Annotated in this window: 31 protein-coding genes; 23 read left to right on the top strand and 8 right to left on the bottom strand. The window is 37.2% G+C overall.

Annotated features, from left to right (window positions below):
- Positions 1 to 100 precede the first annotated feature (100 nt).
- From VB264_RS01980 to VB264_RS01970, 3 genes are all read right to left on the bottom strand, one after another.
- Positions 101 to 1,471, bottom strand: coding sequence for a chloride channel protein (locus VB264_RS01980; protein ID WP_323246306.1), 1,371 nt, complete (start codon positions 1,469 to 1,471; stop codon positions 101 to 103).
- A gap of 144 nt (positions 1,472 to 1,615) precedes the next feature.
- The gene (locus VB264_RS01975; protein ID WP_323246304.1) at positions 1,616 to 2,008 is read right to left on the bottom strand and encodes a DUF1398 domain-containing protein; all 393 of its coding nucleotides are present in this window, start codon (positions 2,006 to 2,008) and stop codon (positions 1,616 to 1,618) included.
- A gap of 67 nt (positions 2,009 to 2,075) precedes the next feature.
- Positions 2,076 to 2,846, bottom strand: coding sequence for a helix-turn-helix domain-containing protein (locus VB264_RS01970; RefSeq protein ID WP_323246303.1), 771 nt, complete (start codon positions 2,844 to 2,846; stop codon positions 2,076 to 2,078).
- Positions 2,847 to 3,103: 257 nt separating this feature from the next.
- Here VB264_RS01970 and VB264_RS01965 point away from each other — a divergent pair, with 257 nt between their 5' ends.
- Both VB264_RS01965 and VB264_RS01960 read left to right on the top strand, forming a co-directional pair.
- On the top strand, positions 3,104 to 4,198 hold the full coding sequence (locus tag VB264_RS01965) for a plastocyanin/azurin family copper-binding protein (protein ID WP_323246302.1): 1,095 nt from the start codon (positions 3,104 to 3,106) through the stop codon (positions 4,196 to 4,198).
- A complete protein-coding gene (locus VB264_RS01960; RefSeq protein ID WP_323246301.1) occupies positions 4,195 to 5,724 on the top strand; it encodes a DUF7133 domain-containing protein in 1,530 nt (509 codons plus the stop codon). Before VB264_RS01965 ends, VB264_RS01960 begins: the two co-directional genes overlap by 4 nt.
- Positions 5,725 to 5,764: 40 nt before the next feature.
- Here the strand turns inward: VB264_RS01960 and VB264_RS01955 are convergent, their stop codons facing one another.
- From VB264_RS01955 to VB264_RS01945, 3 genes are all read right to left on the bottom strand, one after another.
- A complete protein-coding gene (locus VB264_RS01955; RefSeq protein WP_323246299.1) occupies positions 5,765 to 6,304 on the bottom strand; it encodes a P-loop NTPase family protein in 540 nt (179 codons plus the stop codon).
- Between the two features lie 12 nt (positions 6,305 to 6,316).
- On the bottom strand, positions 6,317 to 6,835 hold the full coding sequence (locus tag VB264_RS01950) for a GNAT family N-acetyltransferase (protein ID WP_323246297.1): 519 nt from the start codon (positions 6,833 to 6,835) through the stop codon (positions 6,317 to 6,319).
- Between the two features lie 118 nt (positions 6,836 to 6,953).
- Positions 6,954 to 7,127 carry a DUF5522 domain-containing protein gene (locus VB264_RS01945; protein WP_323246295.1) on the bottom strand — a complete coding sequence of 58 codons (174 nt, stop codon included), beginning with the start codon at positions 7,125 to 7,127 and terminating at the stop codon, positions 6,954 to 6,956.
- A gap of 91 nt (positions 7,128 to 7,218) precedes the next feature.
- Between VB264_RS01945 and VB264_RS01940 the strand changes: the two genes are divergently transcribed.
- Entirely contained in the window at positions 7,219 to 7,395 is a 177-nt protein-coding gene (locus VB264_RS01940; protein ID WP_323246293.1) for a hypothetical protein, read from the top strand.
- A 96-nt stretch (positions 7,396 to 7,491) separates the two neighbouring features.
- Positions 7,492 to 8,742, top strand: a complete 1,251-nt coding sequence (gene rocD, locus VB264_RS01935; RefSeq protein ID WP_323246291.1) for an ornithine--oxo-acid transaminase — start codon at positions 7,492 to 7,494, stop codon at positions 8,740 to 8,742.
- 41 nt (positions 8,743 to 8,783) lie between these two features.
- On the opposite strand, the gene VB264_RS01930 is transcribed toward rocD, so the two are convergent.
- Entirely contained in the window at positions 8,784 to 9,356 is a 573-nt protein-coding gene (locus tag VB264_RS01930) for a Crp/Fnr family transcriptional regulator (protein WP_309913298.1), read from the bottom strand.
- Between the two features lie 207 nt (positions 9,357 to 9,563).
- On the opposite strand from VB264_RS01930, the gene VB264_RS01925 reads away from it, so the two are divergent.
- Positions 9,564 to 9,854, top strand: a complete 291-nt coding sequence (locus VB264_RS01925) for a YciI family protein (RefSeq protein ID WP_309913301.1) — start codon at positions 9,564 to 9,566, stop codon at positions 9,852 to 9,854.
- A gap of 9 nt (positions 9,855 to 9,863) precedes the next feature.
- Here the strand turns inward: VB264_RS01925 and VB264_RS01920 are convergent, their stop codons facing one another.
- On the bottom strand, positions 9,864 to 10,616 hold the full coding sequence (locus VB264_RS01920; RefSeq protein ID WP_323246289.1) for a glycosyltransferase family 2 protein: 753 nt from the start codon (positions 10,614 to 10,616) through the stop codon (positions 9,864 to 9,866).
- A gap of 667 nt (positions 10,617 to 11,283) precedes the next feature.
- On the opposite strand from VB264_RS01920, the gene rplC reads away from it, so the two are divergent.
- The 18 genes from rplC (at position 11,284) to rpsE (ending at position 20,828) form a co-directional block, all read left to right on the top strand.
- Positions 11,284 to 11,901 carry a 50S ribosomal protein L3 gene (gene rplC, locus VB264_RS01915; RefSeq protein ID WP_309913306.1) on the top strand — a complete coding sequence of 206 codons (618 nt, stop codon included), beginning with the start codon at positions 11,284 to 11,286 and terminating at the stop codon, positions 11,899 to 11,901.
- A 127-nt stretch (positions 11,902 to 12,028) separates the two neighbouring features.
- A complete protein-coding gene (rplD, locus tag VB264_RS01910) occupies positions 12,029 to 12,658 on the top strand; it encodes a 50S ribosomal protein L4 (protein WP_323246287.1) in 630 nt (209 codons plus the stop codon).
- An 85-nt stretch (positions 12,659 to 12,743) separates the two neighbouring features.
- Entirely contained in the window at positions 12,744 to 13,031 is a 288-nt protein-coding gene (gene rplW, locus VB264_RS01905; protein WP_309913312.1) for a 50S ribosomal protein L23, read from the top strand.
- 120 nt (positions 13,032 to 13,151) lie between these two features.
- Positions 13,152 to 13,979: a 50S ribosomal protein L2 gene (gene rplB, locus VB264_RS01900; RefSeq protein ID WP_309913315.1), complete on the top strand. Its 828-nt coding sequence runs from the start codon at positions 13,152 to 13,154 to the stop codon at positions 13,977 to 13,979.
- 4 nt (positions 13,980 to 13,983) lie between these two features.
- Complete coding sequence (gene rpsS / locus VB264_RS01895; RefSeq protein ID WP_184128536.1) at positions 13,984 to 14,262, top strand: 30S ribosomal protein S19; 279 nt, start codon at positions 13,984 to 13,986, stop codon at positions 14,260 to 14,262.
- Positions 14,263 to 14,358: 96 nt separating this feature from the next.
- On the top strand, positions 14,359 to 14,724 hold the full coding sequence (rplV, locus tag VB264_RS01890; RefSeq protein WP_184128552.1) for a 50S ribosomal protein L22: 366 nt from the start codon (positions 14,359 to 14,361) through the stop codon (positions 14,722 to 14,724).
- A 27-nt stretch (positions 14,725 to 14,751) separates the two neighbouring features.
- Positions 14,752 to 15,639 (top strand): 30S ribosomal protein S3, encoded by an 888-nt coding sequence (gene rpsC / locus VB264_RS01885; protein WP_323246286.1) that lies wholly within the window; start codon positions 14,752 to 14,754, stop codon positions 15,637 to 15,639.
- A 106-nt stretch (positions 15,640 to 15,745) separates the two neighbouring features.
- Positions 15,746 to 16,171, top strand: a complete 426-nt coding sequence (gene rplP, locus VB264_RS01880; RefSeq protein ID WP_184128559.1) for a 50S ribosomal protein L16 — start codon at positions 15,746 to 15,748, stop codon at positions 16,169 to 16,171.
- A 93-nt stretch (positions 16,172 to 16,264) separates the two neighbouring features.
- On the top strand, positions 16,265 to 16,450 hold the full coding sequence (gene rpmC, locus VB264_RS01875; RefSeq protein ID WP_309913321.1) for a 50S ribosomal protein L29: 186 nt from the start codon (positions 16,265 to 16,267) through the stop codon (positions 16,448 to 16,450).
- An 86-nt stretch (positions 16,451 to 16,536) separates the two neighbouring features.
- A complete protein-coding gene (rpsQ, locus tag VB264_RS01870) occupies positions 16,537 to 16,800 on the top strand; it encodes a 30S ribosomal protein S17 (protein WP_184128565.1) in 264 nt (87 codons plus the stop codon).
- Between the two features lie 70 nt (positions 16,801 to 16,870).
- Positions 16,871 to 17,239 (top strand): 50S ribosomal protein L14, encoded by a 369-nt coding sequence (gene rplN, locus VB264_RS01865; protein WP_309913324.1) that lies wholly within the window; start codon positions 16,871 to 16,873, stop codon positions 17,237 to 17,239.
- A gap of 14 nt (positions 17,240 to 17,253) precedes the next feature.
- A complete protein-coding gene (gene rplX, locus VB264_RS01860; protein ID WP_309913327.1) occupies positions 17,254 to 17,586 on the top strand; it encodes a 50S ribosomal protein L24 in 333 nt (110 codons plus the stop codon).
- Between the two features lie 85 nt (positions 17,587 to 17,671).
- The gene (gene rplE / locus VB264_RS01855) at positions 17,672 to 18,226 is read left to right on the top strand and encodes a 50S ribosomal protein L5 (RefSeq protein ID WP_323246285.1); all 555 of its coding nucleotides are present in this window, start codon (positions 17,672 to 17,674) and stop codon (positions 18,224 to 18,226) included.
- A 105-nt stretch (positions 18,227 to 18,331) separates the two neighbouring features.
- On the top strand, positions 18,332 to 18,601 hold the full coding sequence (gene rpsN / locus VB264_RS01850; protein WP_109741979.1) for a 30S ribosomal protein S14: 270 nt from the start codon (positions 18,332 to 18,334) through the stop codon (positions 18,599 to 18,601).
- A 133-nt stretch (positions 18,602 to 18,734) separates the two neighbouring features.
- Positions 18,735 to 19,130: a 30S ribosomal protein S8 gene (rpsH, locus tag VB264_RS01845; RefSeq protein WP_184128579.1), complete on the top strand. Its 396-nt coding sequence runs from the start codon at positions 18,735 to 18,737 to the stop codon at positions 19,128 to 19,130.
- Positions 19,131 to 19,219: 89 nt separating this feature from the next.
- Positions 19,220 to 19,774 carry a 50S ribosomal protein L6 gene (gene rplF / locus VB264_RS01840; protein WP_323246283.1) on the top strand — a complete coding sequence of 185 codons (555 nt, stop codon included), beginning with the start codon at positions 19,220 to 19,222 and terminating at the stop codon, positions 19,772 to 19,774.
- Positions 19,775 to 19,906: 132 nt separating this feature from the next.
- The gene (gene rplR / locus VB264_RS01835; protein WP_309913335.1) at positions 19,907 to 20,254 is read left to right on the top strand and encodes a 50S ribosomal protein L18; all 348 of its coding nucleotides are present in this window, start codon (positions 19,907 to 19,909) and stop codon (positions 20,252 to 20,254) included.
- Between the two features lie 55 nt (positions 20,255 to 20,309).
- Positions 20,310 to 20,828 (top strand): 30S ribosomal protein S5, encoded by a 519-nt coding sequence (gene rpsE / locus VB264_RS01830; protein ID WP_309913337.1) that lies wholly within the window; start codon positions 20,310 to 20,312, stop codon positions 20,826 to 20,828.
- Positions 20,829 to 20,867 lie beyond the last annotated feature (39 nt).

Below are 20,867 nucleotides of genomic sequence, written 5' to 3'. Positions count from 1 at the left end.
GCCAAATTGACAGGTTATTTTAAAATTAAGATTTCGTTGGTAAGTAAGAGTAATTCGCTCAAATAGAATTACTTACTAACTTTACTGAGCATTCTGTCTATTATTCCTTTGCAGTATCTTGTTGGACTTCGCTTTTATGGATTTCATCAATATACTGCATTTTTAAATAATCATAGAAAGTGTGTTTGCTCATCAAATTGGCAATTAAACTAGCCAGAAGCGTTGCGAGCATGATATAAAAAATAATATTGTGACTATTGGTCATCTCAATGACAAGGATAGATGACGTAAAGGGGCTTCTGGTAACACCCGTTAGGAAGCCCCCCATACCGCATAAAACCATCAAATTAGTTTCGGTTGCTGACAAATGCAACCAACCTGCCATCACCGCCCCAATGCTTGCTCCTGCACTTAGGGCTGGTGCAAAAACGCCACCTGACCCTCCTACAGAAAACGATACAATTGGACCAAGAATTCTTAAAATAGGCATGTACCATTCCAAATGTTTGTCGTTGCTAAACAAAGTACTCACCATGATTTCTTTACCTGAACCAAATGTTCTGTTATCAATAAAGTAACCCATACCAGCAATAATTAGCCCACATGCAATGATGTAAATTACTTTCTGGTAATTGTGGGTTAGGGTATTCTTTTTTCTAAAAACAAACAAAATAATATTACTCATTCCACAACCTGCAAAGCCTGTAATGATTGCTAGAGGTACAATTGAAGCGATAATCCAAGTAGAAATATTATTTAAAGCAGGATAACCCAAATAAAGATATGGTCCTAAAAAGTGCAATGCTGTAAGCCCTGCGATGATTACTCCCGTTAACAAAGCGGACTTAAAAAGACTAAAATGGGTTTTGGTAAGTTCCTCAATAGCAAATACGATACCGCCCAAAGGAGTATTAAAGGCAGCCGCAAGCCCAGAGGCAGCCCCTGTTACAATCATATTTCTTTTTGATATTTTGGGATACCAATCAGGTAGAAAGTCATTGATTTTTTTGAAGATTGAAGCTGAAATTTGAATAGTAGGGCCTTCTCTACCTACTACGCCACCACCCAAAACCATAATTAAACTAGAAATGATTTTGATGAGAATGACTTTTAGGCTTAGTAAGCTATCTACTTTGTAATAATGTTTTGGGTTAGCTAATTCAATAGCGGCACTTACTTGAGGAATACCACTTCCTCTAGAAAAAGGAGCAAACTTGATAACCAACCACCATGCTACCAAAAAGCAAATAGGCGTAATAATGAAGAATGACCAGCCTGCGTGATGAAATAGAAAATGTGTGCCAGCCTCTGCCAATGAAAATAACTTAGCATATAATACAGCAATGATTCCTGTGATAAATGCACCTAGCCAAAATGGTAAAGCATTTAAAATGTCCTTTTGTAATTTTTTGTTATGGATAGCATCGAACCATGATTTGAGTCGATAACGTAAAAAGCTAAAAAATCTCATACCTGTATTTATTTTAAAAGGCTATAAACATACAAATTTACAGCCTTTTAAAATAATATATAAGTATATATACGGATATAAACGTATAGTATTAGCTTTCTTCTAAAAAATGATATTGAAAAGTCAATCAAATATAAAATAATACTAAATACTAGGTACTACTTCTGTTACCATTTCAAGACCATTCTTATCATAATATACGCAAGTCATTTTTTTCATATCAAGTGTCCATTTTTCAACACCTGCTTCTGCTGATTGCCTACAGAATGTTAGGTAATCGGTTTCCCCAGCTTGATGGATTTTTAAAGCATTTCTTAAGGCTTCAATATTACCTGTGGAAGATATTTCCAAAAGTGCATATTTGGCTTCAGATTGAATTTGAAAATTATCTTTTCCATAGTATTTTGAGTGACCATCACAAACGTAATGGTCATAGCCAATTAAGCCTAAATCAATAAGATTCTGAACATACTGTGGGAAATCTGCTCCGCTTTTTACTTTTGAGTGAATGTCTTTAATCTGATTGATTGTAAACATGTCTTTTTGCGTTTAAATGTGATGCAAATTTGGCAGTTTCCCGTGGTTTGAAATTGTAAAAAATCGTTTACTTATCATTCTTTTTGATAAATTTTTCGGGTGTTTCTCCCGTAAAATGTTTAAAGTCTTTGATAAAATGTGCTTGGTCGAAATAGTTGTTTTCAAAACATATTTCGGTCATAGATTTTACCTGATTTAGGCTGTCTAATACGGCATGAAACCTGACGATAGAGGCAAATTTCTTGGGAGATGTACCAACCAACTGTCTAAAACGTTTTTCAAAGGGGCTTTGGCTGATACAAAGTATTTCGGCCAATGCTTTTATTTTAATTTTACCTTTTGAATGGTAGATATACTGAATGGCTTTTATCACTAGTTTATCATCTTTTTTTTCGATGATTCTAGCGAGTAAGAATTGCTCAATGATGTAGATTCTGTATTCATCAGTTTCGGCAGTACTCAAAGCTTCTTCAACTTTTTCCAAATCATACCGATTGATAAAATGTTCAAGCGAAACACTTTCAGCATATAATTCGTTGATGGGCGTTTTTAAGAAATAAGAGGCACCAATTTCATTAAAAAATACCAATACAGACCCAATGTTTGGATTACTTTTGAAAACCCTGAAACCATCTTGCAAACCCGTAATGCCCGTGTTAGATAAAGGGTTTTCTCCGTCTTTGGTAATATAAGCCAGACGCCCTCTGTATTGAAAACCCATCACAAGTCCAGTAGAAGGGAAAACCTTGTAGGTTTGCTCTTCTGAGGCTTCAGAAATGACCAAATGTTTGATGTAAGGTTTCAGTAAAGGAGAGGGAAATACCTTTTCAAATTTCATATTTTCAATAGATTAAGCATCGAAGTCAATACAATGTTATTGTTTATCTTTTTTCAAATCATTAGATTTATCATGTACTCATCTTTATATACATAATTAAACGTTTGGATGTTACCACACAGATATTTACAATGGCAAAACTAACATTTCATCATCATAAACTATGACTAAAGCCTACAATGCATGAAGAGAAATTACACTATCATGCTTAATTTACGTGTTGAAATTTATTGAATATATTTTCCTTTGCTTCAGAAATGCTAAAAAATATAAAAATGATTCGTTTAGGCTTGTTGTGTAGCTTATTGTTGGCAAGCTTACATGGCTTTTCTCAAAAAGATACCACGATAACTGTTAAAGTTTTAGGAGGACTCCAATTCGACCTGCCTCGATTTGCGGTACAACCTAATACTAGATTGACGATAATACTGGATAACCATGATGACATGGCACACAACATGGTGGTAACCAAACCAAATGCCAGATTGAAAGTAGTTGAGGAAGCCTTAAAACTAGGGGATAAAGGTGCGAGCATGGATTATGTACCCAATTCATCCTTAATTATTGCGAATACCAAAATCGTAGAACCAGGGAGAATGGATACCATTACTTTTTTATTGGGGAAAGAAGGTATTTACCCGTATGTGTGCACTTATCCTGGGCATGGCTTTGTCATGTATGGGGCTATTTATGCAACCACTAAGGCACTCCCCCCTTTGGAAAAAGACATGAATGTGCCTGATGCCCAGCGACAAAAGACTGCACCAGTAGTCAGTCATGAAGGGCACCATATGGAAATGCCTTCACCACATCCATTCGCTTTAAAATATCCATTGCTGTACAGAACGTTTATGCCAGATTGTGGCCCAGCGGCTATTGTAGTAGGCTTGACAGCGACAGAATCCTATTGTTTTGATGCAGGAAAGTGTTATCTCAGATACGCTTGGTCGGGTGGATTTGTGGATAACTCAGAGCAATGGAAAGGTAATGGCAGTAAATTAACCAAAGTAGTTGGTGAAATATATTGGCGAGACAGCACCACCTTTCCTTTTAGAGTTGGAAATGCAAAGACTATTCCACAGGTTGATTTCAAAGGGTATAAACTTACAAAAAGACTCCCCACTTTTAAATATACTTTAGATAAAGTAGCAGTAACCGAAACCATCCGATTGAGCAGTGATGGCAAAAGCTTGATAAGAGATTTTACGTTTAAGAACAATAAACAAACACTTTACTTTTTAGTAAATACTGATGATGGCATCGTTTACCAAAGTAAGCAAGGTAAATTCAATAAAGGCACACTCAGGATTCCTGCCAATGTACAACGTCTTAGTATTTCCATGAAAAAATGAAAAATATCAATCGTCTTCACAACACAATAGAATACAGTAGTCGGATAAGAATCTATTTTAGCTGGATTTTTTGTTTACTACTTTTTACTACAAGCCTTTCAGCACAAGTTTCTGTCCCCAAAGATTCTGCGGCTAATTATTATGAGGTAGAAAACATTACTTTGCCCGATGGCTTAGTTGCCGAAACGGGTGCGATAGGTTTTATGCCCGATGGGCGTTTTGTAGCCTGTTTTCACCGTGGCGAGGTAATGATGTATAACCATAAGACCAAGCAATGGAAAATGTTTGCAGAAGGCTTACACGAACCTTTAGGTATGATGGTGATTAATAACCACGAAATGTTAATCATGCAACGTCCAGAACTTACTAGGGTAAAGGATACCGATGGTGATGGTGTAGCGGATGAATATCAGACAGTAACGGATGACTTTGGGATGTCGGGCAATTATCATGAATTTGCTTTTGGTCCTATCGCCGATAAACAAGGGAATTTATTTATTGCCCTAAATTTAGCGTCTAACGGAGCAGGGATTAGAAATGAGATTAGGGGGAAATACGATTCGCTTTCTCGTCCGGGGCGTATGTATTCTTGTGTGCCTTACCGTGGTTGGATTATGAAATTGGGGAAAGATGGTGTCCTAAAGCCTTATGCAGTAGGTTTTCGTTCACCTAATGGTTTGGGCTTTGATGCACAAGGACGATTATTGGTATCTGATAACCAAGGTGACTGGTTGGGAACTAGTAAATTGTATCATGTAGAAGAAGGTAAGTTTTATGGACATCCTGCTGGCTTAATCTGGAAAGAGGATTTCCCACGAGTAGTACCGATTAATTTACCAGTTGCCAAATTAGACAGTATGCGGGTAAAAGAATCTATTCAGTTTCCACATGGCTATTTTGCTAATTCACCCACGCAACCAGTACTAGAAAATACAGGAGGAAAGTTCGGAATGTTTGGCGGACAAATGTTGATTGGCGATATGGACCATAAATATGTGATTCGCCTATTGATTGAAGAAGTTGGAGGCGCTATGCAGGGAGCTTGTATTCCATTGAATTTTAGCTCAAAAATGAGAATTGGTAATAATCGTCTAGCTTTTGCGCCAGACGGTAGCCTGTGGGTTGGTCAGAACGACCACGGTTGGGTAGGAGCGAGAGGTGTTCAACGCATCACATGGAAGGGGAAAAATCACTTGGATATTATGGCGATGAACTTGACCAAAACAGGTTTTGACTTGACATTCTCTTTACCGCTCGACCCAGCTAAAGCACAAGAGTTACTCAATTATAAATTCCGACGTTTTTATTATGAGTACCATCAGGCTTATGGTTCAAAACAGTTTGATGTACAAGACGTACCTGTAAAATCAATCAAAGTTTCGGCAGATGGCAAAAAGGTATCTTTGGAATTAGCAGAATTAAAAGCTGGATATATATATGAACTGAAAACAGGGGATTTACAAACCAGCGATGGCAAATATCTTTTCAATAATATAATTTGCTATACGTTGAATCATTTGAAATAATCAAAAGGAGTTAAACAAGCTATCCGAATTGTAAACTTATTCACAATTCGGATAGCTTGTTTAATATAAGGTCAATTCTTTGTTCAGTAGTAAAATCGCCTCGTATTGCTAAAGTTGGACTAGTAGTTTGGTGTAGCCAATTTTCATGTGCATCCAATGTTCTGGTAGCAATGCCCGTATGATTGTCGTAGTCGGCTGCCCAAGCCATAAAATCGTTGTATTGTTTTATTCTAGCAGGGTCGGTATAAATAATATTTCCATAGCGACTGAACTCTCTTTCTCTAAGTCTTTCCATCCTAATATGCGGAGGTACCCACAAGAAAACGATTAAATCAAAGCTTGGAAAAATATCTCCCCAACTGATTATCGAACCACCCAGAATCCAATCGTCGGTTTGTTCAATATCTTTTTTTATCATCAAGGTCCTGTCGGATGGATTCCTCCTAACGGTAAACGGAGGGTCTGACTTTTCCCAATAATATTCATCACTATCAAAATAAGGAATATTCAGATCGTTGGATAGCGCATTTCCTAACGTAGTTACGCCACTAGATGATGCTCCAAAAATGTGGATTTTCATTTTAAAGAGAGATTAATTACTAAACTCGTAGCACAATAGCATCAGTTCTTTTTCCTGATTCGGGAAAGAATACATTTCCTGGTAACTCAATCCTATTTTTTCTAAAAGTCTTTTAGAATGCTCGTTTTCGGGCATCGTGATGCCATAAACCCGTGGTAACTTTAAGGTGTCTTTGGCATAAGTAATAATAGCATCTGCAATTTCAAAAGCATAACCTTTGCCTGTGAACTCAGGTAAAAAGGCAAACCCAATATCAGGGCAATCAAGATTATCTCTTTTAATTAATCCACACATTCCAATGGGTGTTAAGCCGTCTTTGGTGACTACTAAGCTCAATCCATAACCATTTTCAGCATAGCTTTTGATTGGACCATTCAATAAATATGTTTTTGCGTCCTCTTCGGTACGAACATTTTTGTCGCCAATAAAGGCTAACCAGCCTTCAGTATTTAATAATGTAATGACAAATTGGGTATCGTCAAGGGTGTACTCTCTTAAAATGAGCCGTTCGGTTTCTAGTACTTTTTTCATGTTGATGAATTAAATTATCGCTAAAATAATTATTCTTACATTACTATACGATAGAGAGGGGTAAATTTTGCCGAAATATTGTTTTGAGCCCCTTTTTATTCTACGTAGCAAAAAACAATTAATAGTTTCTTTTAAATCCATAAGGACAATGCTTGCAACGATTTTTACAACAATAACCTCTTTTTAAATGATAAGCCTCTGTAAAAACCATGAAGCCATTTTCATTAATATAAAAGTCGTCAGTTTTTAATTTGGATGGATTATTATCGTTTTGTGGGTTGGTTTTCTTCATGGTATTTAATCAACAGCTAATTTTGTAAAATGTTCAATATTTTGTAGATTTGAGGTATTCTCGTTTAAAATAAATAGAGAATCTTACAACCATGAGTGATTTTTATCCTAAATACCAATATTTTGTGATGCGTTCCAATAAACGTATTACTAATCGTGTGTTTACGACAAGCTCATTGTATGGTCACTTCTGTAAAATTCACCGTATCCTTTCTGTATTCGTGCTTATCTTGTACATCATCGGCTTGTCTGGATTGAATGATTGCTAATTACTCATCGTCTTTAGTATTTATTTTCAATGATGCTGAATGGTAGATTTATTAAAATTACTCATTCACCATTCACTCAATCACCAATTTATCACAATGACAGTACAATCACTAAGTACTGCATCCGCTTCAGAGAAAGCGATGCAGTTAGAAGACCGTTTCGGCGCACACAATTATCACCCTATGCCAGTTGTCCTTCAAAGAGGAGAAGGAGTATTTGTATGGGATGTAGATGATAAACGATATTTCGATTTCCTTTCTGCTTATAGTGCCGTAAACCAAGGGCATTGTCACCCTAAAATTGTTCAAGCCTTGATTGAACAAGCGCAAAAATTGACGCTTACTTCTCGTGCTTTTTATAGTGATCAATTAGGGGTTTGTGAAAAGTTCCTATGCGAATATTTCGGTTACGATAAAGTATTGATGATGAACTCTGGGGCAGAAGGAGGGGAGACAGCCTTGAAACTTACCCGTAAATGGGCTTATAAAGTAAAAGGTATTCCACAAAATCAGGCTAAGACCGTTTATGCAGCAGGTAATTTTTGGGGACGCACCATTGCGGCCATCTCCTCATCAACCGACCCTTCTAGTTATGCTGATTACGGTCCGCTTTTACCAGGATATGAAATTATCCCTTATAACGACTTAGAGGCATTGGCAGAGATTTTGAAAGACCCTAATGTTGCAGGTTTTATGGTTGAACCCATTCAAGGCGAAGCTGGGGTTGTAGTACCAGACGAAGGCTATTTGAAAAAAGCCTATGAAATGTGTCGTGAAAAAAATGTATTATTCATTGCTGATGAAGTACAGACGGGTATTGCTCGTACAGGAAAACGTTTGGCTTGCGACTACGAAGATTTTCAGCCCGATATACTAATTTTGGGCAAAGCTCTTTCTGGCGGTACTTATCCAGTATCGGCTGTTTTTTGCAGAGATGAAATCATGTTGACAATCAAACCTGGGGAACACGGCTCTACTTATGGAGGAAACCCCTTGGCTTGTGCGGTGGCAATTGCTGCTTTGACAGTAGTTAAAGAGGAAAATTTAGCCGACAATGCTATGAAAATGGGAGAAATCTTCAGAGAAAGAATGGCAAAGCTGATTACTCAACGTCCTGACTTAGTAAGATTAGTCAGAGGCAAAGGCTTATTAAATGCTATTGAAATTAATACTGATGAAGAAAGCGAAACTGCTTGGGAACTGTGTGTAGCTTTTAAAAATAATGGCTTACTTGCCAAACCAACCCACGGAAATAAAATTCGATTTGCACCACCTTTAGTCATTACAGAAGGGCAAATGAACGAAGCCTGTGATATTATAGAAAAAGTAATATTGAATTGGGAATAACATCATAGAGGCTCATTGTTTGATGCAATGAGCCTCTATGATTATTTCGTAATTTCTCTTCTCAATCTGCTAAGCGACTGTGGCGTAATGCCTAAATAATTAGCCAAGTATATCTGAGGTGTTCGCCTCAATAGCTCTGGTTTATGTTTAGATAATGCCTCATAGCGTTCTCGGGCAGTTTCTGAAATAAAAGAACGTAGCCTTATTTCTTGCTGAACAGTATAGTTCTCATATAAAACCCTTCCCAGACGCTCCCATTTGGGCGAATGTGAATATAAAAAGTCAAGATTGATTTTTGTTATCGCACATAAATCACAGTCCTCTATGGCTTGGATATAATCTATGCTAGGCAAGCCTTGGGAATAGGATGACGTACTTGTTATTATTTGATCTTCAAAACTTAAATCGTAAGTGATATCTACATTATCTTTAATGAAATAAGAACGTAACATGCCTTTATTAATAAAGGCGACGTCGGCATTGTATTCTCCTTTTTTTACCCAAAAACCACCTTTTTTTAAAATAACATCAGTAAAATAAGGTTGTGCAAATTCAATATCTTCATCAGAAAAATTAACGTACTTGCGCACAAATGCTATTAAATTATCTCTCATGTGATGGGCTTATAAGGTTGATGGTTTGCGTTAAATGATGCAACTTCGTAATAAATTGAATGTTCAAGTAATTTTTTAGAGCATCACTACTAACTTTTAGAGCAATACTAGGTTATCTATAGCAATAACTATGGAATAGGAGTTACATTTAATATTTACTTTGGACATCAATATTTTAAAAAAGTCACATTATAAATGATAAATAAAATGTTACAGTATGTAATTTATGCTTTTGATGGAACAGACAGTGAGGCACTTAATCGAAGACTAGTGGCTCGTCCTTATCATTTAGAGTGTGTAAAAAAACTAAAAGAAAACGGAAACTTCTTGATGGGAGGTGCAATGTTGGATGAGTCACAACAAATGATTGGCTCAACAATGATTGTCCAGTTTGAAACTGAAACAGCTTTTCAAGATTGGTTTAATAATGATCCTTATAATACGATGGGAGTGTGGCACAAAACAGCAATACATCCGTTCAGAGTAGCCAATGTGTAACAATAGATGTTATGCTCCCTTTTTAAATAACTGAGTAATTTTTGATAGCGGTTTCATCCACAAAGTGTACCAATTAGGCTTTAGGTTATTTATTTTCCATGCTCTTCTATCTTCCATGTTAGCTCTATAACGATGCTTAAGCGAGGCAGTACTTGTGCCACCATTACGCATTGTAGTAAGCGTTAGCGGTAGATAATGTGCAGAAAGGTTATTTTTATAAAGCATTCTTAACATTAACTCATAGTCACCAGAGCAAGTGAAATCTGTTAGGTATTCACCATACTTTTCAAAAGCAGCTTTTTTCAGGTAAAACGAAAGATGCGGAGGCATCCATCCCTGTAACCAATTTTTACGTGAGTATTCTCCAGCTTTCCAATAGCGAACAATCGTATGAATATCGTCTGGGTTGATAAATTGTATATCTCCATATACCGCATCGGTTTGGTATTCAACAAAAGCTTTAGCTACTTGACTAATTACTTGGTTGTTGGGGTAGAAGTCATCCCCACCAATTGTACCAATGGCATCACCAGTGACCATTTTCAAACCCTTGTTCATGGCATCGTAAATGCCTTTATCGGGTTCAGAGATAAACTTTATGCTATCAGCAAATTCCTTCAAAATTTCCACTGTTCCATCTTTAGAGGCGCCATCTACAACGATATATTCTAATTCGGGATAATCCTGCGCTAAAACACTTTCAATGGTTTGACGAATCGTAGTTGCACTATTAAAGGAAACAGTAATGATAGAAATTTTCATAAAGAGCTATTTTGCTAAGAGCACAAAGATAGTAATATTTCTTGTAAAGAGGGATAGAACTTCCGCTATCAGACATCGGTTATTACTGATGGCACGACTTCAAGTCATGCCATCAGTATTTTTTTTATTAGTGAGTATTTCGCAATAAAATAAGGTGTCAGATTGATTGTTAAAAAAAAGTAAAATAATTAAAATATTTTTTTACTTAACTCATTGTATTTCAAAAAGAATCCTCTAATTTTGCAGTCCAATTAAGAGAGAACGTTTTCTTTGTTTTTATATGGGTTGGCAGAACTCGATAAAAAATACGGAAATAGGCAAAACGTAAATCTTCTAATTTGAAATTACCGCAGGCTTGCCTGCAAGCGTGTCAGAACTGATATTATATTATAACACTGAATGCCCAGTCTGTAATGTTAATATTAAGCTACACAAGAAACGTTTCGTTTTTCTAACGCAATACGGTTTTTCCGTCTCTTCGTCTGCATACGTGCACATCTTGTAGCTTTACTCATTTCTGTCGCAATTTATTAGTGAATTAATTTAGTATAGATTTTGTTTATGCCAAATTAAATTCCGACCTTTGCAGTCCGTTTTACGCTCCCAGTTGGGGTTTTGTCGTAACTCGTTCATTCACAATCAATTATTAACGTTTTATTCTAATAAAATGTCTGGAATTATCGGAAAGAAAGTCGGTATGACCAGCCTCTACAACGCTGACGGTACTGCTGTCGCTTGTACGCTGATCGAAGCCGGTCCTTGTGTAGTAACACAAGTAAAAACAGTAGAAAAAGAAGGTTATAGCGCCATTCAGTTGGGTTATGGCGAGAAAAAAGAGAAGCACACAACGCAACCTCTTTTAGGTCACTTCAAAAAAGCAGGAACTACTCCAAAGAAAAAACTCGTAGAGTTTAAATCATTCGAAAATGAACTTTCACTTGGAGAAGTTATTACCGCAGAGTTGTTCGTAGAAGGCGATTTCGTAGATGCTATCGGAACATCAAAAGGTAAAGGTTTCCAAGGTGTTGTTAAGCGCCACGGTTTTGCAGGGGTTGGAGGTCAAACTCACGGTCAGCACAACAGAGGTCGTCACCCAGGTTCAATCGGTGCTTGTTCATTCCCATCTCGTGTATTCAAAGGTATTCGCATGGCAGGTCGTACAGGTGGTAATCGTGTAAAAGTTCAAAACTTACAAGTATTGAAAGTTTATTCAGAGAAAAACCTAATCGTGGTATCGGGTTCAATCCCAGGAGCGAAAAACTCTTACGTTATTCTTGAAAAATAGATTTGAAAATTTGAAGGGTATCAATTAGCTCTTAGTAGCGTTGACATTACATTATTAAATTTTCAGGTTTTCAAGCGGTTCGCCGCCCGGCGGTTCGTCGCCCGATTAAAATTTTCAAATTAGACAAATGGAATTATCAGTTTTAAACATACAAGGCAAAGAAACAGGCAAAAAGGTAACTCTTTCTGACGAAATCTTTGGCATCGAGCCAAACGAACACGTAGTTTGGTTAGACGTAAAGCAGTTCTTGGCAAACCAACGTCAAGGAACTCACAGAGCGAAACCAAGAGCAGAAGTTTCTCGCTCAACTCGCAAGATTAAAAAACAAAAAGGTACAGGTGGTGCTCGTGCTGGTTCAGCAAAATCTCCATTGATGAAAGGTGGTGGACGTATTTTTGGTCCAGTTCCAAGAGATTACTCTTTCAAGGTAAACAAGAAAGTGAAATCATTGGCTCGCCAATCAGCTTATGCTGCTAAAGTGCAGTCAGGTTCAGTAACAGTATTAGAAGGCTTTTCTTTTGATGCTCCGAAAACTAAATCTTACATCGCATTATTAAGCGCATTGTCTTTAAATGATACTAAGACATTGTTAATCTTGCCAGAAGAAGATCAAAATGTGTATTTGTCAGGTCGTAATCTTCCAAAAACGAAAATTGCTTCAACAGGACAAGTTAACACTTATGATTTAGTTAACGCAACAAAATTGCTTATCGTAGAAGGAGCAATTTCAAAAATCGAATCATCTTTTAGTAATTAGTTATTGGTTAATTGTTATTCGTTATCCGTATGAATAAGCGTTTAACAGATAGCAATAGCGGATAATAAATAACGAAAATAAGAAAATGAGCATTATCAAAAGACCAATTCTTACTGAGAAATCTCAGGACTTACAGAAAGGCGGTCAATACGTTTTCGAAGTAGCAAGCAAGACAAACAAAATCGAGATTGCGAAAGAAATTAAGAAAATGTATGGTGTTGAAGTTACGGCTGTAAACACACTTCGCCAATTTGGTAAGAAGAAATCAAGAAGTACTAGAACTAAAGTTACTTCTGGTGTTACTTCAACATTCAAAAAGGCAATCGTAACTATCGCTAAAGGTGAAGTTATCGATTTCTATGATGGAATTTAAATTATAATTTGAAATTAAGCTAATTTGAAAATTTGGAATTCGATTTCATCTTCAAGTTATCAAATCTTCAAATTACTTAACTATGGGAGTTCATCCCGATAAATTGAACAAAGCACAGAAATGGCAGCTACTAGAAAATTAAAACCAACAAGCCCGGGTTCACGCCACAGGATTGCTGCGACTTTCGAGGAAATAACAGCCTCAAAGCCCTACAAGCCTTTGTTAGCCCCAGTAAAAAGAACAGGTGGACGTAATGCAGATGGTCACCGTGCCATGCGTTATATCGGTGGAGGTCACAAACGTCGTTATCGTTTAGTTGATTTCTTCCGTAATAAATTCGATGTTGAAGCAACAGTTTTAACAGTTGAATACGATCCAAACCGTACAGCTCGTATCGCTCTTATTGAATATACAGATGGCGAAAAAGCATACATCATTGCTCCAGCAGGAATTGTTGTTGGACAAAAAGTAATCTCAAGTGCTACAGCAGCACCAGAAGTAGGTAACACTATTCCATTATCAAACATTCCAACAGGTACAATTATTCACGCAATTGAACTTCGTCCTGGTGGTGGTGCAGAAATGGCTCGTTCTGCTGGTACTTATGCACAATTGTTAGCTCGTGATAGCAAATATGCTACGTTAAAATTGCCTTCAGGCGAGATGCGTATGGTATTGTCAAGATGTTTAGCAACAGTAGGTTCGGTATCTAACAGTGACCACATGAATACCGTAATGGGTAAAGCAGGTCGTCATCGTTGGTTAGGTCGCCGTCCAAGAGTTCGTGGTGTAGTGATGAACCCAGTCGATCACCCAATGGGTGGTGGTGAGGGTCGCTCATCAGGAGGTCACCCTCGTTCACGTAAAGGTTTATTAGCGAAAGGTAAGAAAACTCGTACGCCGAAGAAACAATCAAATCGTCTAATCATCAGTAGAAAGAAAAAATAGGTAGATGGCACGTTCATTAAAAAAAGGACCTTATATTGACTACCGCCTTGACAACAAGGTGCAAGTCATGACCGAATCAGGAAAAAAGTCAGTTATTAAGACTTGGTCACGTCGTTCGATGATTTCACCTGATTTCGTTGGACACACCTTCGCAGTGCACAATGGTAATAAATTTATTCCAGTATTTGTGACAGAGAACATGGTAGGTCATAAATTGGGTGAATTTGCTCCAACACGCAACTTCCGAGGTCACACGGCAAAAAAAGATAAAGGCAAAAGATAATTTGGAATGCTGGAAAATGGGGTTTGAATTATTAAGATATTATTATCATCATAATTGAAATTCCCAATGTCCAACTCCGAAATCCGAAATCATAAAATGGAAGCAGTAGCTAAGTTAAATAATGTTCCGACTTCACCTCAGAAAATGAGAATCGTGGTAGACATGATTAGAGGTCAGAAAGTAAATAAGGCTCTCGGTATTTTAAAATACGAGCCTAAGGTTGGTGCAAGACACGTTGAGAAATTGTTACTCTCAGCCATTGCTAACTGGCAAAATAAAAATGAGGATGTAAAGTTAGAAGATGCTGACTTATATGTTAAAACCGTTACAGTAGATGGCGGTAGCTCATTAAAGCGTTTGCGTCCAGCTCCACAAGGACGTGGTCACAGAATCTTAAAACGTTCTAACCACATTACCCTTGTAGTTGCTTCAGCAACCGCACCAACAATAATCACAGAATAATTAGAGAAATAATCTAAATATCAAAAAATGGGACAGAAAATAAACCCCGTTGGTTTTAGACTTGGTATCGTCAGAGGTTGGGATTCTAACTGGTATGGTGGTAAGAGTTTTGCCGATAAATTAGTTGAAGACGATAAAATTCGTAAATATGTTGCCGCACGTATTCCAAAGGGTGCTATCTCTAAGGTAATCATTGAGCGTACTTTAAAGCGGATAACTTTGACTATCAATACTGCACGCCCAGGCGTTGTCATTGGTAAAGGTGGTCAAGAAGTTGATAAAATCAAGGAAGAATTAAAGAAAATCACAGGAAAAGATGTTCAAATTAATATTTTTGAAATCAAACGCCCTGAGATTGATGCTAAATTAATTGGTGAGGCTATCGCACAACAATTAGAAGCTCGTATTTCATTCCGTCGTGCTATGAAGCAAGCTATCGCATCAGCAATGCGTGTAGGTGCTCAAGGTATCAAATTGAAACTTTCAGGTCGTTTAGGAGGTGCTGAAATGGCACGTTCTGAAGGATACAAAGAAGGTCGTATTCCTTTGCACACACTTCGTGCTGATATTGATTATGCTATTTCTGAAGCATTAACTGTTTACGGAAAAATCGGTATCAAAGTATGGATTTTCCGTGGTGAAGTTTATGGTAAGCGTGATCTTTCTCCAAATGCTGGTATGGCTGCACAACAAGCTGCTAGTGGAGCGGACTCTCGTGGAGGTAACAACCGTGGTGGACGTGGCGAAGAAGGCGATCGTAAAGGTCGTGGTGGTCGTGACAACCGTGGCGGTGCTGGTGGTCGTGACGATGCACAACGTCGTAATAACAACAATAACAACCGTGGTGGCGGAGCTAACAAACCTGGCGGAAATCGTCCTGGCGGTGGCAACAAACCAGCGGGTGGAAAGAGATAATTCGTAAATTCTTGTCAGTGGTCAGTAGTGAAATGTAAGATAAGAGTGTTCTTAACAACTCATTTCTTAATTCTTGAAGCCACCGACCCATAGACTTAATAAGACAATGTTACAACCAAAAAGAACCAAGTTCCGTAAGCAACAGAAAGGTAGGATTAAAGGAAACGCTACTCGTGGTCATGAACTTGATTTCGGTACGTTCGCTATCAAAGCTTTGGAACCAGGACGCATCACTGCTCGTCAGATTGAAGCGGCTCGTATTTCAGTAACTCGTGCCATGAAACGTGAAGGTCAAGTTTGGATTCGTGTATTCCCTGACAAACCTATTACGAAGAAACCAGCAGAGGTACGTATGGGTAAAGGTAAGGGTGCTCCAGAATACTGGGTAGCACGTATCAAGCCAGGAACTATCTTGTTTGAATCGGCTGGTGTACCTTTAGAATTGGCACAAGAGGCGCTTCGTTTAGCAGCTCAAAAATTGCCACTTCGTACTTCATTCGTAGTGCGTAGAGATTATCAAGAAGCTCAATAATTTGAAAATTTGGTTAGTTATGATTTGATGGCTTTCCAAAGTTTATCGAATCTATTAATACATATTCAGATTATAATATTCATAATCAAAGTCATGAAAAACGCAGAAATTAAAAAATTAAGTGCGGAACAACTAGTAAGTACTTTAGCCTCTGAAAAAGAGGCTTTAGCTCGCCTAAAGTTTGCTCACGCTATTTCTCCAATTGAAAATCCATTACGTATCCGTGAGGCTCGTAAAGTTATTGCTCGATTGGAAACTGCTATCTCGGCAGCGAAATAAATCAATTACTGAGAAGTAATTATAACAGACCTCATCAATATAACGCTTGAGGTCAATCTTGTAACAACAATTAATAGAATCCAACGATGGAAGAATTAAAAAGAAATCTGAGAAAAATCAGAGTAGGGCGCGTAGTGAGCGACAAGATGGACAAATCAATCACTGTAGCCGTAGAAAGAAAAGTAAAGCATCCACTTTATGGTAAGTTTATGAAAAAAACTTCAAAGTTGATGGCTCACGATGAGAACAATGAATGTGGTATTGGTGATACAGTGAAAGTAATGGAAACTCGTCCACTTTCAAAAAATAAACGTTGGAGATTAGTTGAAGTTATCGAGAAAGCGAAATAATTTCCTTCCCAACAATCTAATATTATTAAGAAGTTAAATTTTTCGTTAAAATCAGTATTCCAATCATAAAATGGTACAGCAAGAATCAAGACTCGGCGTAGCAGATAACTCAGGAGCTAAAGAAGTTCTAGTTATCCGTGTGTTGGGCGGTACAGGAAAAAGATACGCTTCAATTGGTGATAAAATTGTAGTGACTGTTAAATCAGCACTTTCATCATCAAATATGAAGAAAGGTACGGTTTCTAAAGCCGTAGTAGTAAGAACTAAAAAAGAGATTCGTCGTAAAGACGGTTCATATATTCGTTTCGAGGATAACGCAGCCGTATTGTTGAATGCCAACGACGAGCCACGTGGTACTCGTATTTTCGGGCCAGTTGCACGTGAATTACGTGATGCAGGTTTCATGAAAATCGTTTCATTAGCCCCAGAGGTGCTTTAATCATAATTCGTATCATGGAAAGAAAGTTTAATAAGCAGCCAAAACTGCACATCAAATCTGGTGATACAGTTATCGTTATCGCTGGAAACTCAAAAGGTAAGACAGGCGTAATCAAAAAAGTATTAGTTGATAAGCAACGTGCTATCGTTGAAGGCGTAAATCTTCAAACTAAACACGTTAAGCCTAATGCAAATACTCCGCAAGGTGGTATTGAGAAACGTGAAGGTTCTATTCACATCTCAAACTTGGCAGTTGCTGAAAACGGCAAGCCAGTACGTACAGGTCGTAAATTGAACGAAGAAGGAAAGTTGCAAAGATTCTCGAAAGCAACAGGAAAATTCATTTAATTAAATCTCAAGTAAATAGTTTTGATGCATTATCAAAACTATCAATTGAAAAAGTGGGTCGGAAATCCACATAAATTTTCATACAATGACAACTACAAGACTGAAAGATAAATATGTAAATGAAATCGTTCCTGCTTTAAAGGAAAAATTTCAATACAAATCAGTAATGCAAGTTCCAAAAGTTACTAAAGTTGTAATCAACAAAGGTATTGGTGCTGCTGTGGCTGACAAGAAATTGATTGATACGGGTGTTGAAGAAATTACTCTTATCGCTGGACAGAAAGCTGTTGCAACAATTTCTAAGAAAGCTATCTCAAACTTCAAATTACGTGAAAATATGCCAATTGGTGTTAAAGTAACGTTGAGAGGACAAAAAATGTACGAATTCCTTGATCGTTTGATGACTGTTTCGTTACCTCGTGTACGTGACTTCAAAGGTGTATCAGACAAAGGTTTCGATGGTCGTGGTAATTATACATTAGGTGTTAAAGAACAAATTATCTTCCCTGAAATTTCTATTGATAAAGTAAATAAAATTTCTGGTATGGATATCACTTTTGTAACTACCGCAAAAACTGACGAAGAGGCTAATGCATTGTTAACAGCAATGGGAATGCCTTTCTCAAATCAGAAGAAGTAATTGATTTAAGTTATCTGTGAACTGTTATTATTGATATTATTTTCTAAATAACATTTACCGATAACGGATACAGATAACCGATAACAAATAAAGATTCTCAACACAATGGCAAAAGAATCAGTAAAAGCAAGAGAAAGAAAGAAAGAAGCAACAGTTGCTAAGTATGCCGCAAAACGTGCAGCCTTGAAAGCAGCTGGAGATTATTTAGGACTTGATAAGTTACCTAAAAATGCTTCACCAGTTCGTTTACATAACCGTTGTAAACTTACAGGACGCCCAAGAGGTTATATGCGTAAGTTCGGTATCAACCGTGTTACTTTCCGCCAAATGGCTTCTGATGGATTAATTCCAGGGGTAACTAAATCAAGCTGGTAATCATTACCACTTCAGATAATTGATAATTAAGTAATTAGAATTATTTTAATTATCAATTACTTGTCTTCTTAATTTTAATTCCGTAATTTTGCGAGCCTTTTCAGAAAAGGTTTCGTTTCAAATATCGAAAACAATGACAGATCCAATAGCAGATTACTTAACACGATTGAGAAATGCCATCAAGGCACGCCATAGAATCGTTGAAATCCCTGCTTCTAACATCAAAAAGGAAATCACTAAGGTGCTTTTTGATAAAGGATATATTCAAAACTATAAATTTGACGATACAACTGTTCAGGGTACCATCAAAGTTGCTTTGAAGTATAACCCAGTTACTAAGCAGTCGGCAATCGTTAAATTAGAAAGAATTTCTAAGCCAGGTTTACGTAAATACAAAGGTGCAACTGAGTTGCCACGTGTATTGAATGGTTTAGGTATTGCAATTCTTTCGACATCAAAAGGGGTTATCACCGACAAAGAAGCTCGTGTGTTAAATGTAGGTGGTGAAGTACTTTGCCACGTTTATTAATATTTCTTAACGCTGAAAGAAGTTTCCATTATTTGATAACCATTGGTTATAATTTTTGGACTTCCATTTAAGCAAAACAAATTACAATCATGTCAAGAATTGGCAATAAGGTTATCACGTTACCTGCTGGTGTAACAGTAACGATTGATAAAAACCATGTATCAGTAAAAGGACCTAAAGGTGCTTTAGAACGTACTATCGATCCAGACATCACTGTTGAGATTGAAGGTGCAGAATTAGCAGTAAAACGCCCTACTGAACAGAAACGTCACAAAGCCCTTCATGGTTTATATCGTTCTTTAATCAATAACATGGTTATTGGTGTAAGTGAAGGATACAAATCTCAGATGGAAATTGTTGGGGTTGGTTATAAAGCATCAAATCAAGGAAATATTCTTGAGTTAAGTTTAGGATATTCTCACGCTGTATTTGTTCAGATTCCAAGTGAATTGAAAGTGACTACTGCAATGGAGAAAGGTCAAAACCCTAAAGTAACTTTAGAAGGAATTGATAAAGAATTAGTAGGCCAAGTTTCAGCGAAAATTCGTTCATTACGTAAAATCGAACCTTACAAAGGTAAAGGTATTCGTTTTGTGGGTGAGCAAATTCGTAGAAAAGCTGGTAAAACTGGTGGTAAAAAATAATCGTAATTTGTAATTGATATGATTTGAAAATTTGAAATACTCGTATTTATACAAAGTATTTTAAATTTTCAAATTGACAAAATTCAAATTCCAATCGTGGGTCGGCAATCCACAAAACATATAAATATTACAATGGCTACGCAAAAAGATTCAAGAAGATTACGCATAAAACGATCAATAAGAGCAAAGGTTTCTGGTACAGCTAGCAAACCAAGATTATCAGTGTTTCGTTCAAACACTGGTGTGTATGCTCAAATTATTGATGATGTTCAAGGACATACATTAGCAGCAGTTTCTACAAAAGAACTTGGCTTGGCTAATGGCAATGTAGAGAATGCTAAGCAAGTAGGAGTAAAAATCGCAGAGAAGGCATTAGCGGCTGGTATATTAGCGGTTGTTTTCGATCGTAACGGATACTTGTATCATGGTCGTGTAAAAGCAATTGCCGATGGTGCAAGAGAAGGTGGTCTTAAATTCTAATTAGTCAATTTGATTATTCATTAGTCAAATTCACAAATTTTCAAATTCAGAAAAAATGTCGCAATTAATATCAAAGCCAATAAAGGTTAACGAAGGCGAATTAAAAGAAAAAGTTGTTGCTATCAATCGTGTAGCGAAAGTAGTAAAAGGTGGACGTCGTTTCAGCTTCTCTGCAATCGTTGTAGTTGGTGACGGAAAAGGTATCGTAGGTTTCGGTTTAGGAAAAGCTAACGAAGTAACGGATGCTATCGCTAAAGGTATTGAGGATGCAAAGAAAAATGTATTCCAAGTAGCTTTATTGAAAAACTCTGTTCCGCACGAACAAATTGGTAAATTCTCTGGTGGTTTCGTATTGTTGAAGCCTGCTGCTCCGGGTACTGGAGTAATTGCGGGTGGTGCGATGCGTGCTGTATTAGAATCTGCTGGTGTACATGACGTATTAGCAAAATCTAAAGGTTCTTCAAATCCACACAACGTGGTTAAAGCAACAGTTGATGCTCTTGTGAAAATGAGAAATCCACATACAGTTGCTTTCCAAAGAAGCGTTTCTTTAGCAAAAGTTTTCAACGGATAAGAGCAGTTTAAGGTTATGAGTTATTAAGGTGTAATGCAT

Origin of the sequence: Arcicella aquatica (assembly GCF_034928825.1) — a bacterium.
GTDB lineage: Bacteria > Bacteroidota > Bacteroidia > Cytophagales > Spirosomataceae > Arcicella > Arcicella aquatica.
Note: the sequence above shows the minus strand (reverse complement) of the source record. Positions and strands in the feature narration are given on the sequence as shown.

Excerpts from the sequence above, each read along its gene's own strand:
- rpsE (WP_309913337.1), top strand. The coding sequence starts at position 20,310 with ATGTCGCAATTAATATCAAAGCCAATAAAGGTTAACGAAGGCGAATTA.
- VB264_RS01955 (WP_323246299.1), bottom strand. The coding sequence starts at position 6,304 with ATGAAAATCCACATTTTTGGAGCATCATCTAGTGGCGTAACTACGTTA.
- VB264_RS01940 (WP_323246293.1), top strand. The coding sequence starts at position 7,219 with ATGAGTGATTTTTATCCTAAATACCAATATTTTGTGATGCGTTCCAAT.
- rpsQ (WP_184128565.1), top strand. The coding sequence starts at position 16,537 with ATGGAAGAATTAAAAAGAAATCTGAGAAAAATCAGAGTAGGGCGCGTA.
- rplX (WP_309913327.1), top strand. The coding sequence starts at position 17,254 with ATGGAAAGAAAGTTTAATAAGCAGCCAAAACTGCACATCAAATCTGGT.
- rplC (WP_309913306.1), top strand. The coding sequence starts at position 11,284 with ATGTCTGGAATTATCGGAAAGAAAGTCGGTATGACCAGCCTCTACAAC.
- VB264_RS01930 (WP_309913298.1), bottom strand. The coding sequence starts at position 9,356 with ATGAGAGATAATTTAATAGCATTTGTGCGCAAGTACGTTAATTTTTCT.
- rplF (WP_323246283.1), top strand. The coding sequence starts at position 19,220 with ATGTCAAGAATTGGCAATAAGGTTATCACGTTACCTGCTGGTGTAACA.
- rplN (WP_309913324.1), top strand. The coding sequence starts at position 16,871 with ATGGTACAGCAAGAATCAAGACTCGGCGTAGCAGATAACTCAGGAGCT.
- VB264_RS01950 (WP_323246297.1), bottom strand. The coding sequence starts at position 6,835 with ATGAAAAAAGTACTAGAAACCGAACGGCTCATTTTAAGAGAGTACACC.
- VB264_RS01975 (WP_323246304.1), bottom strand. The coding sequence starts at position 2,008 with ATGTTTACAATCAATCAGATTAAAGACATTCACTCAAAAGTAAAAAGC.
- VB264_RS01965 (WP_323246302.1), top strand. The coding sequence starts at position 3,104 with ATGCTAAAAAATATAAAAATGATTCGTTTAGGCTTGTTGTGTAGCTTA.
- rocD (WP_323246291.1), top strand. The coding sequence starts at position 7,492 with ATGACAGTACAATCACTAAGTACTGCATCCGCTTCAGAGAAAGCGATG.
- rplB (WP_309913315.1), top strand. The coding sequence starts at position 13,152 with ATGGCAGCTACTAGAAAATTAAAACCAACAAGCCCGGGTTCACGCCAC.
- rpsH (WP_184128579.1), top strand. The coding sequence starts at position 18,735 with ATGACAGATCCAATAGCAGATTACTTAACACGATTGAGAAATGCCATC.
- VB264_RS01980 (WP_323246306.1), bottom strand. The coding sequence starts at position 1,471 with ATGAGATTTTTTAGCTTTTTACGTTATCGACTCAAATCATGGTTCGAT.
- VB264_RS01960 (WP_323246301.1), top strand. The coding sequence starts at position 4,195 with ATGAAAAATATCAATCGTCTTCACAACACAATAGAATACAGTAGTCGG.
- rplD (WP_323246287.1), top strand. The coding sequence starts at position 12,029 with ATGGAATTATCAGTTTTAAACATACAAGGCAAAGAAACAGGCAAAAAG.
- rplP (WP_184128559.1), top strand. The coding sequence starts at position 15,746 with ATGTTACAACCAAAAAGAACCAAGTTCCGTAAGCAACAGAAAGGTAGG.
- VB264_RS01970 (WP_323246303.1), bottom strand. The coding sequence starts at position 2,846 with ATGAAATTTGAAAAGGTATTTCCCTCTCCTTTACTGAAACCTTACATC.
- VB264_RS01925 (WP_309913301.1), top strand. The coding sequence starts at position 9,564 with ATGTTACAGTATGTAATTTATGCTTTTGATGGAACAGACAGTGAGGCA.
- rplR (WP_309913335.1), top strand. The coding sequence starts at position 19,907 with ATGGCTACGCAAAAAGATTCAAGAAGATTACGCATAAAACGATCAATA.
- rpsN (WP_109741979.1), top strand. The coding sequence starts at position 18,332 with ATGGCAAAAGAATCAGTAAAAGCAAGAGAAAGAAAGAAAGAAGCAACA.
- VB264_RS01945 (WP_323246295.1), bottom strand. The coding sequence starts at position 7,127 with ATGAAGAAAACCAACCCACAAAACGATAATAATCCATCCAAATTAAAA.
- rpsS (WP_184128536.1), top strand. The coding sequence starts at position 13,984 with ATGGCACGTTCATTAAAAAAAGGACCTTATATTGACTACCGCCTTGAC.
- rplW (WP_309913312.1), top strand. The coding sequence starts at position 12,744 with ATGAGCATTATCAAAAGACCAATTCTTACTGAGAAATCTCAGGACTTA.
- VB264_RS01920 (WP_323246289.1), bottom strand. The coding sequence starts at position 10,616 with ATGAAAATTTCTATCATTACTGTTTCCTTTAATAGTGCAACTACGATT.
- rpmC (WP_309913321.1), top strand. The coding sequence starts at position 16,265 with ATGAAAAACGCAGAAATTAAAAAATTAAGTGCGGAACAACTAGTAAGT.
- rpsC (WP_323246286.1), top strand. The coding sequence starts at position 14,752 with ATGGGACAGAAAATAAACCCCGTTGGTTTTAGACTTGGTATCGTCAGA.
- rplV (WP_184128552.1), top strand. The coding sequence starts at position 14,359 with ATGGAAGCAGTAGCTAAGTTAAATAATGTTCCGACTTCACCTCAGAAA.
- rplE (WP_323246285.1), top strand. The coding sequence starts at position 17,672 with ATGACAACTACAAGACTGAAAGATAAATATGTAAATGAAATCGTTCCT.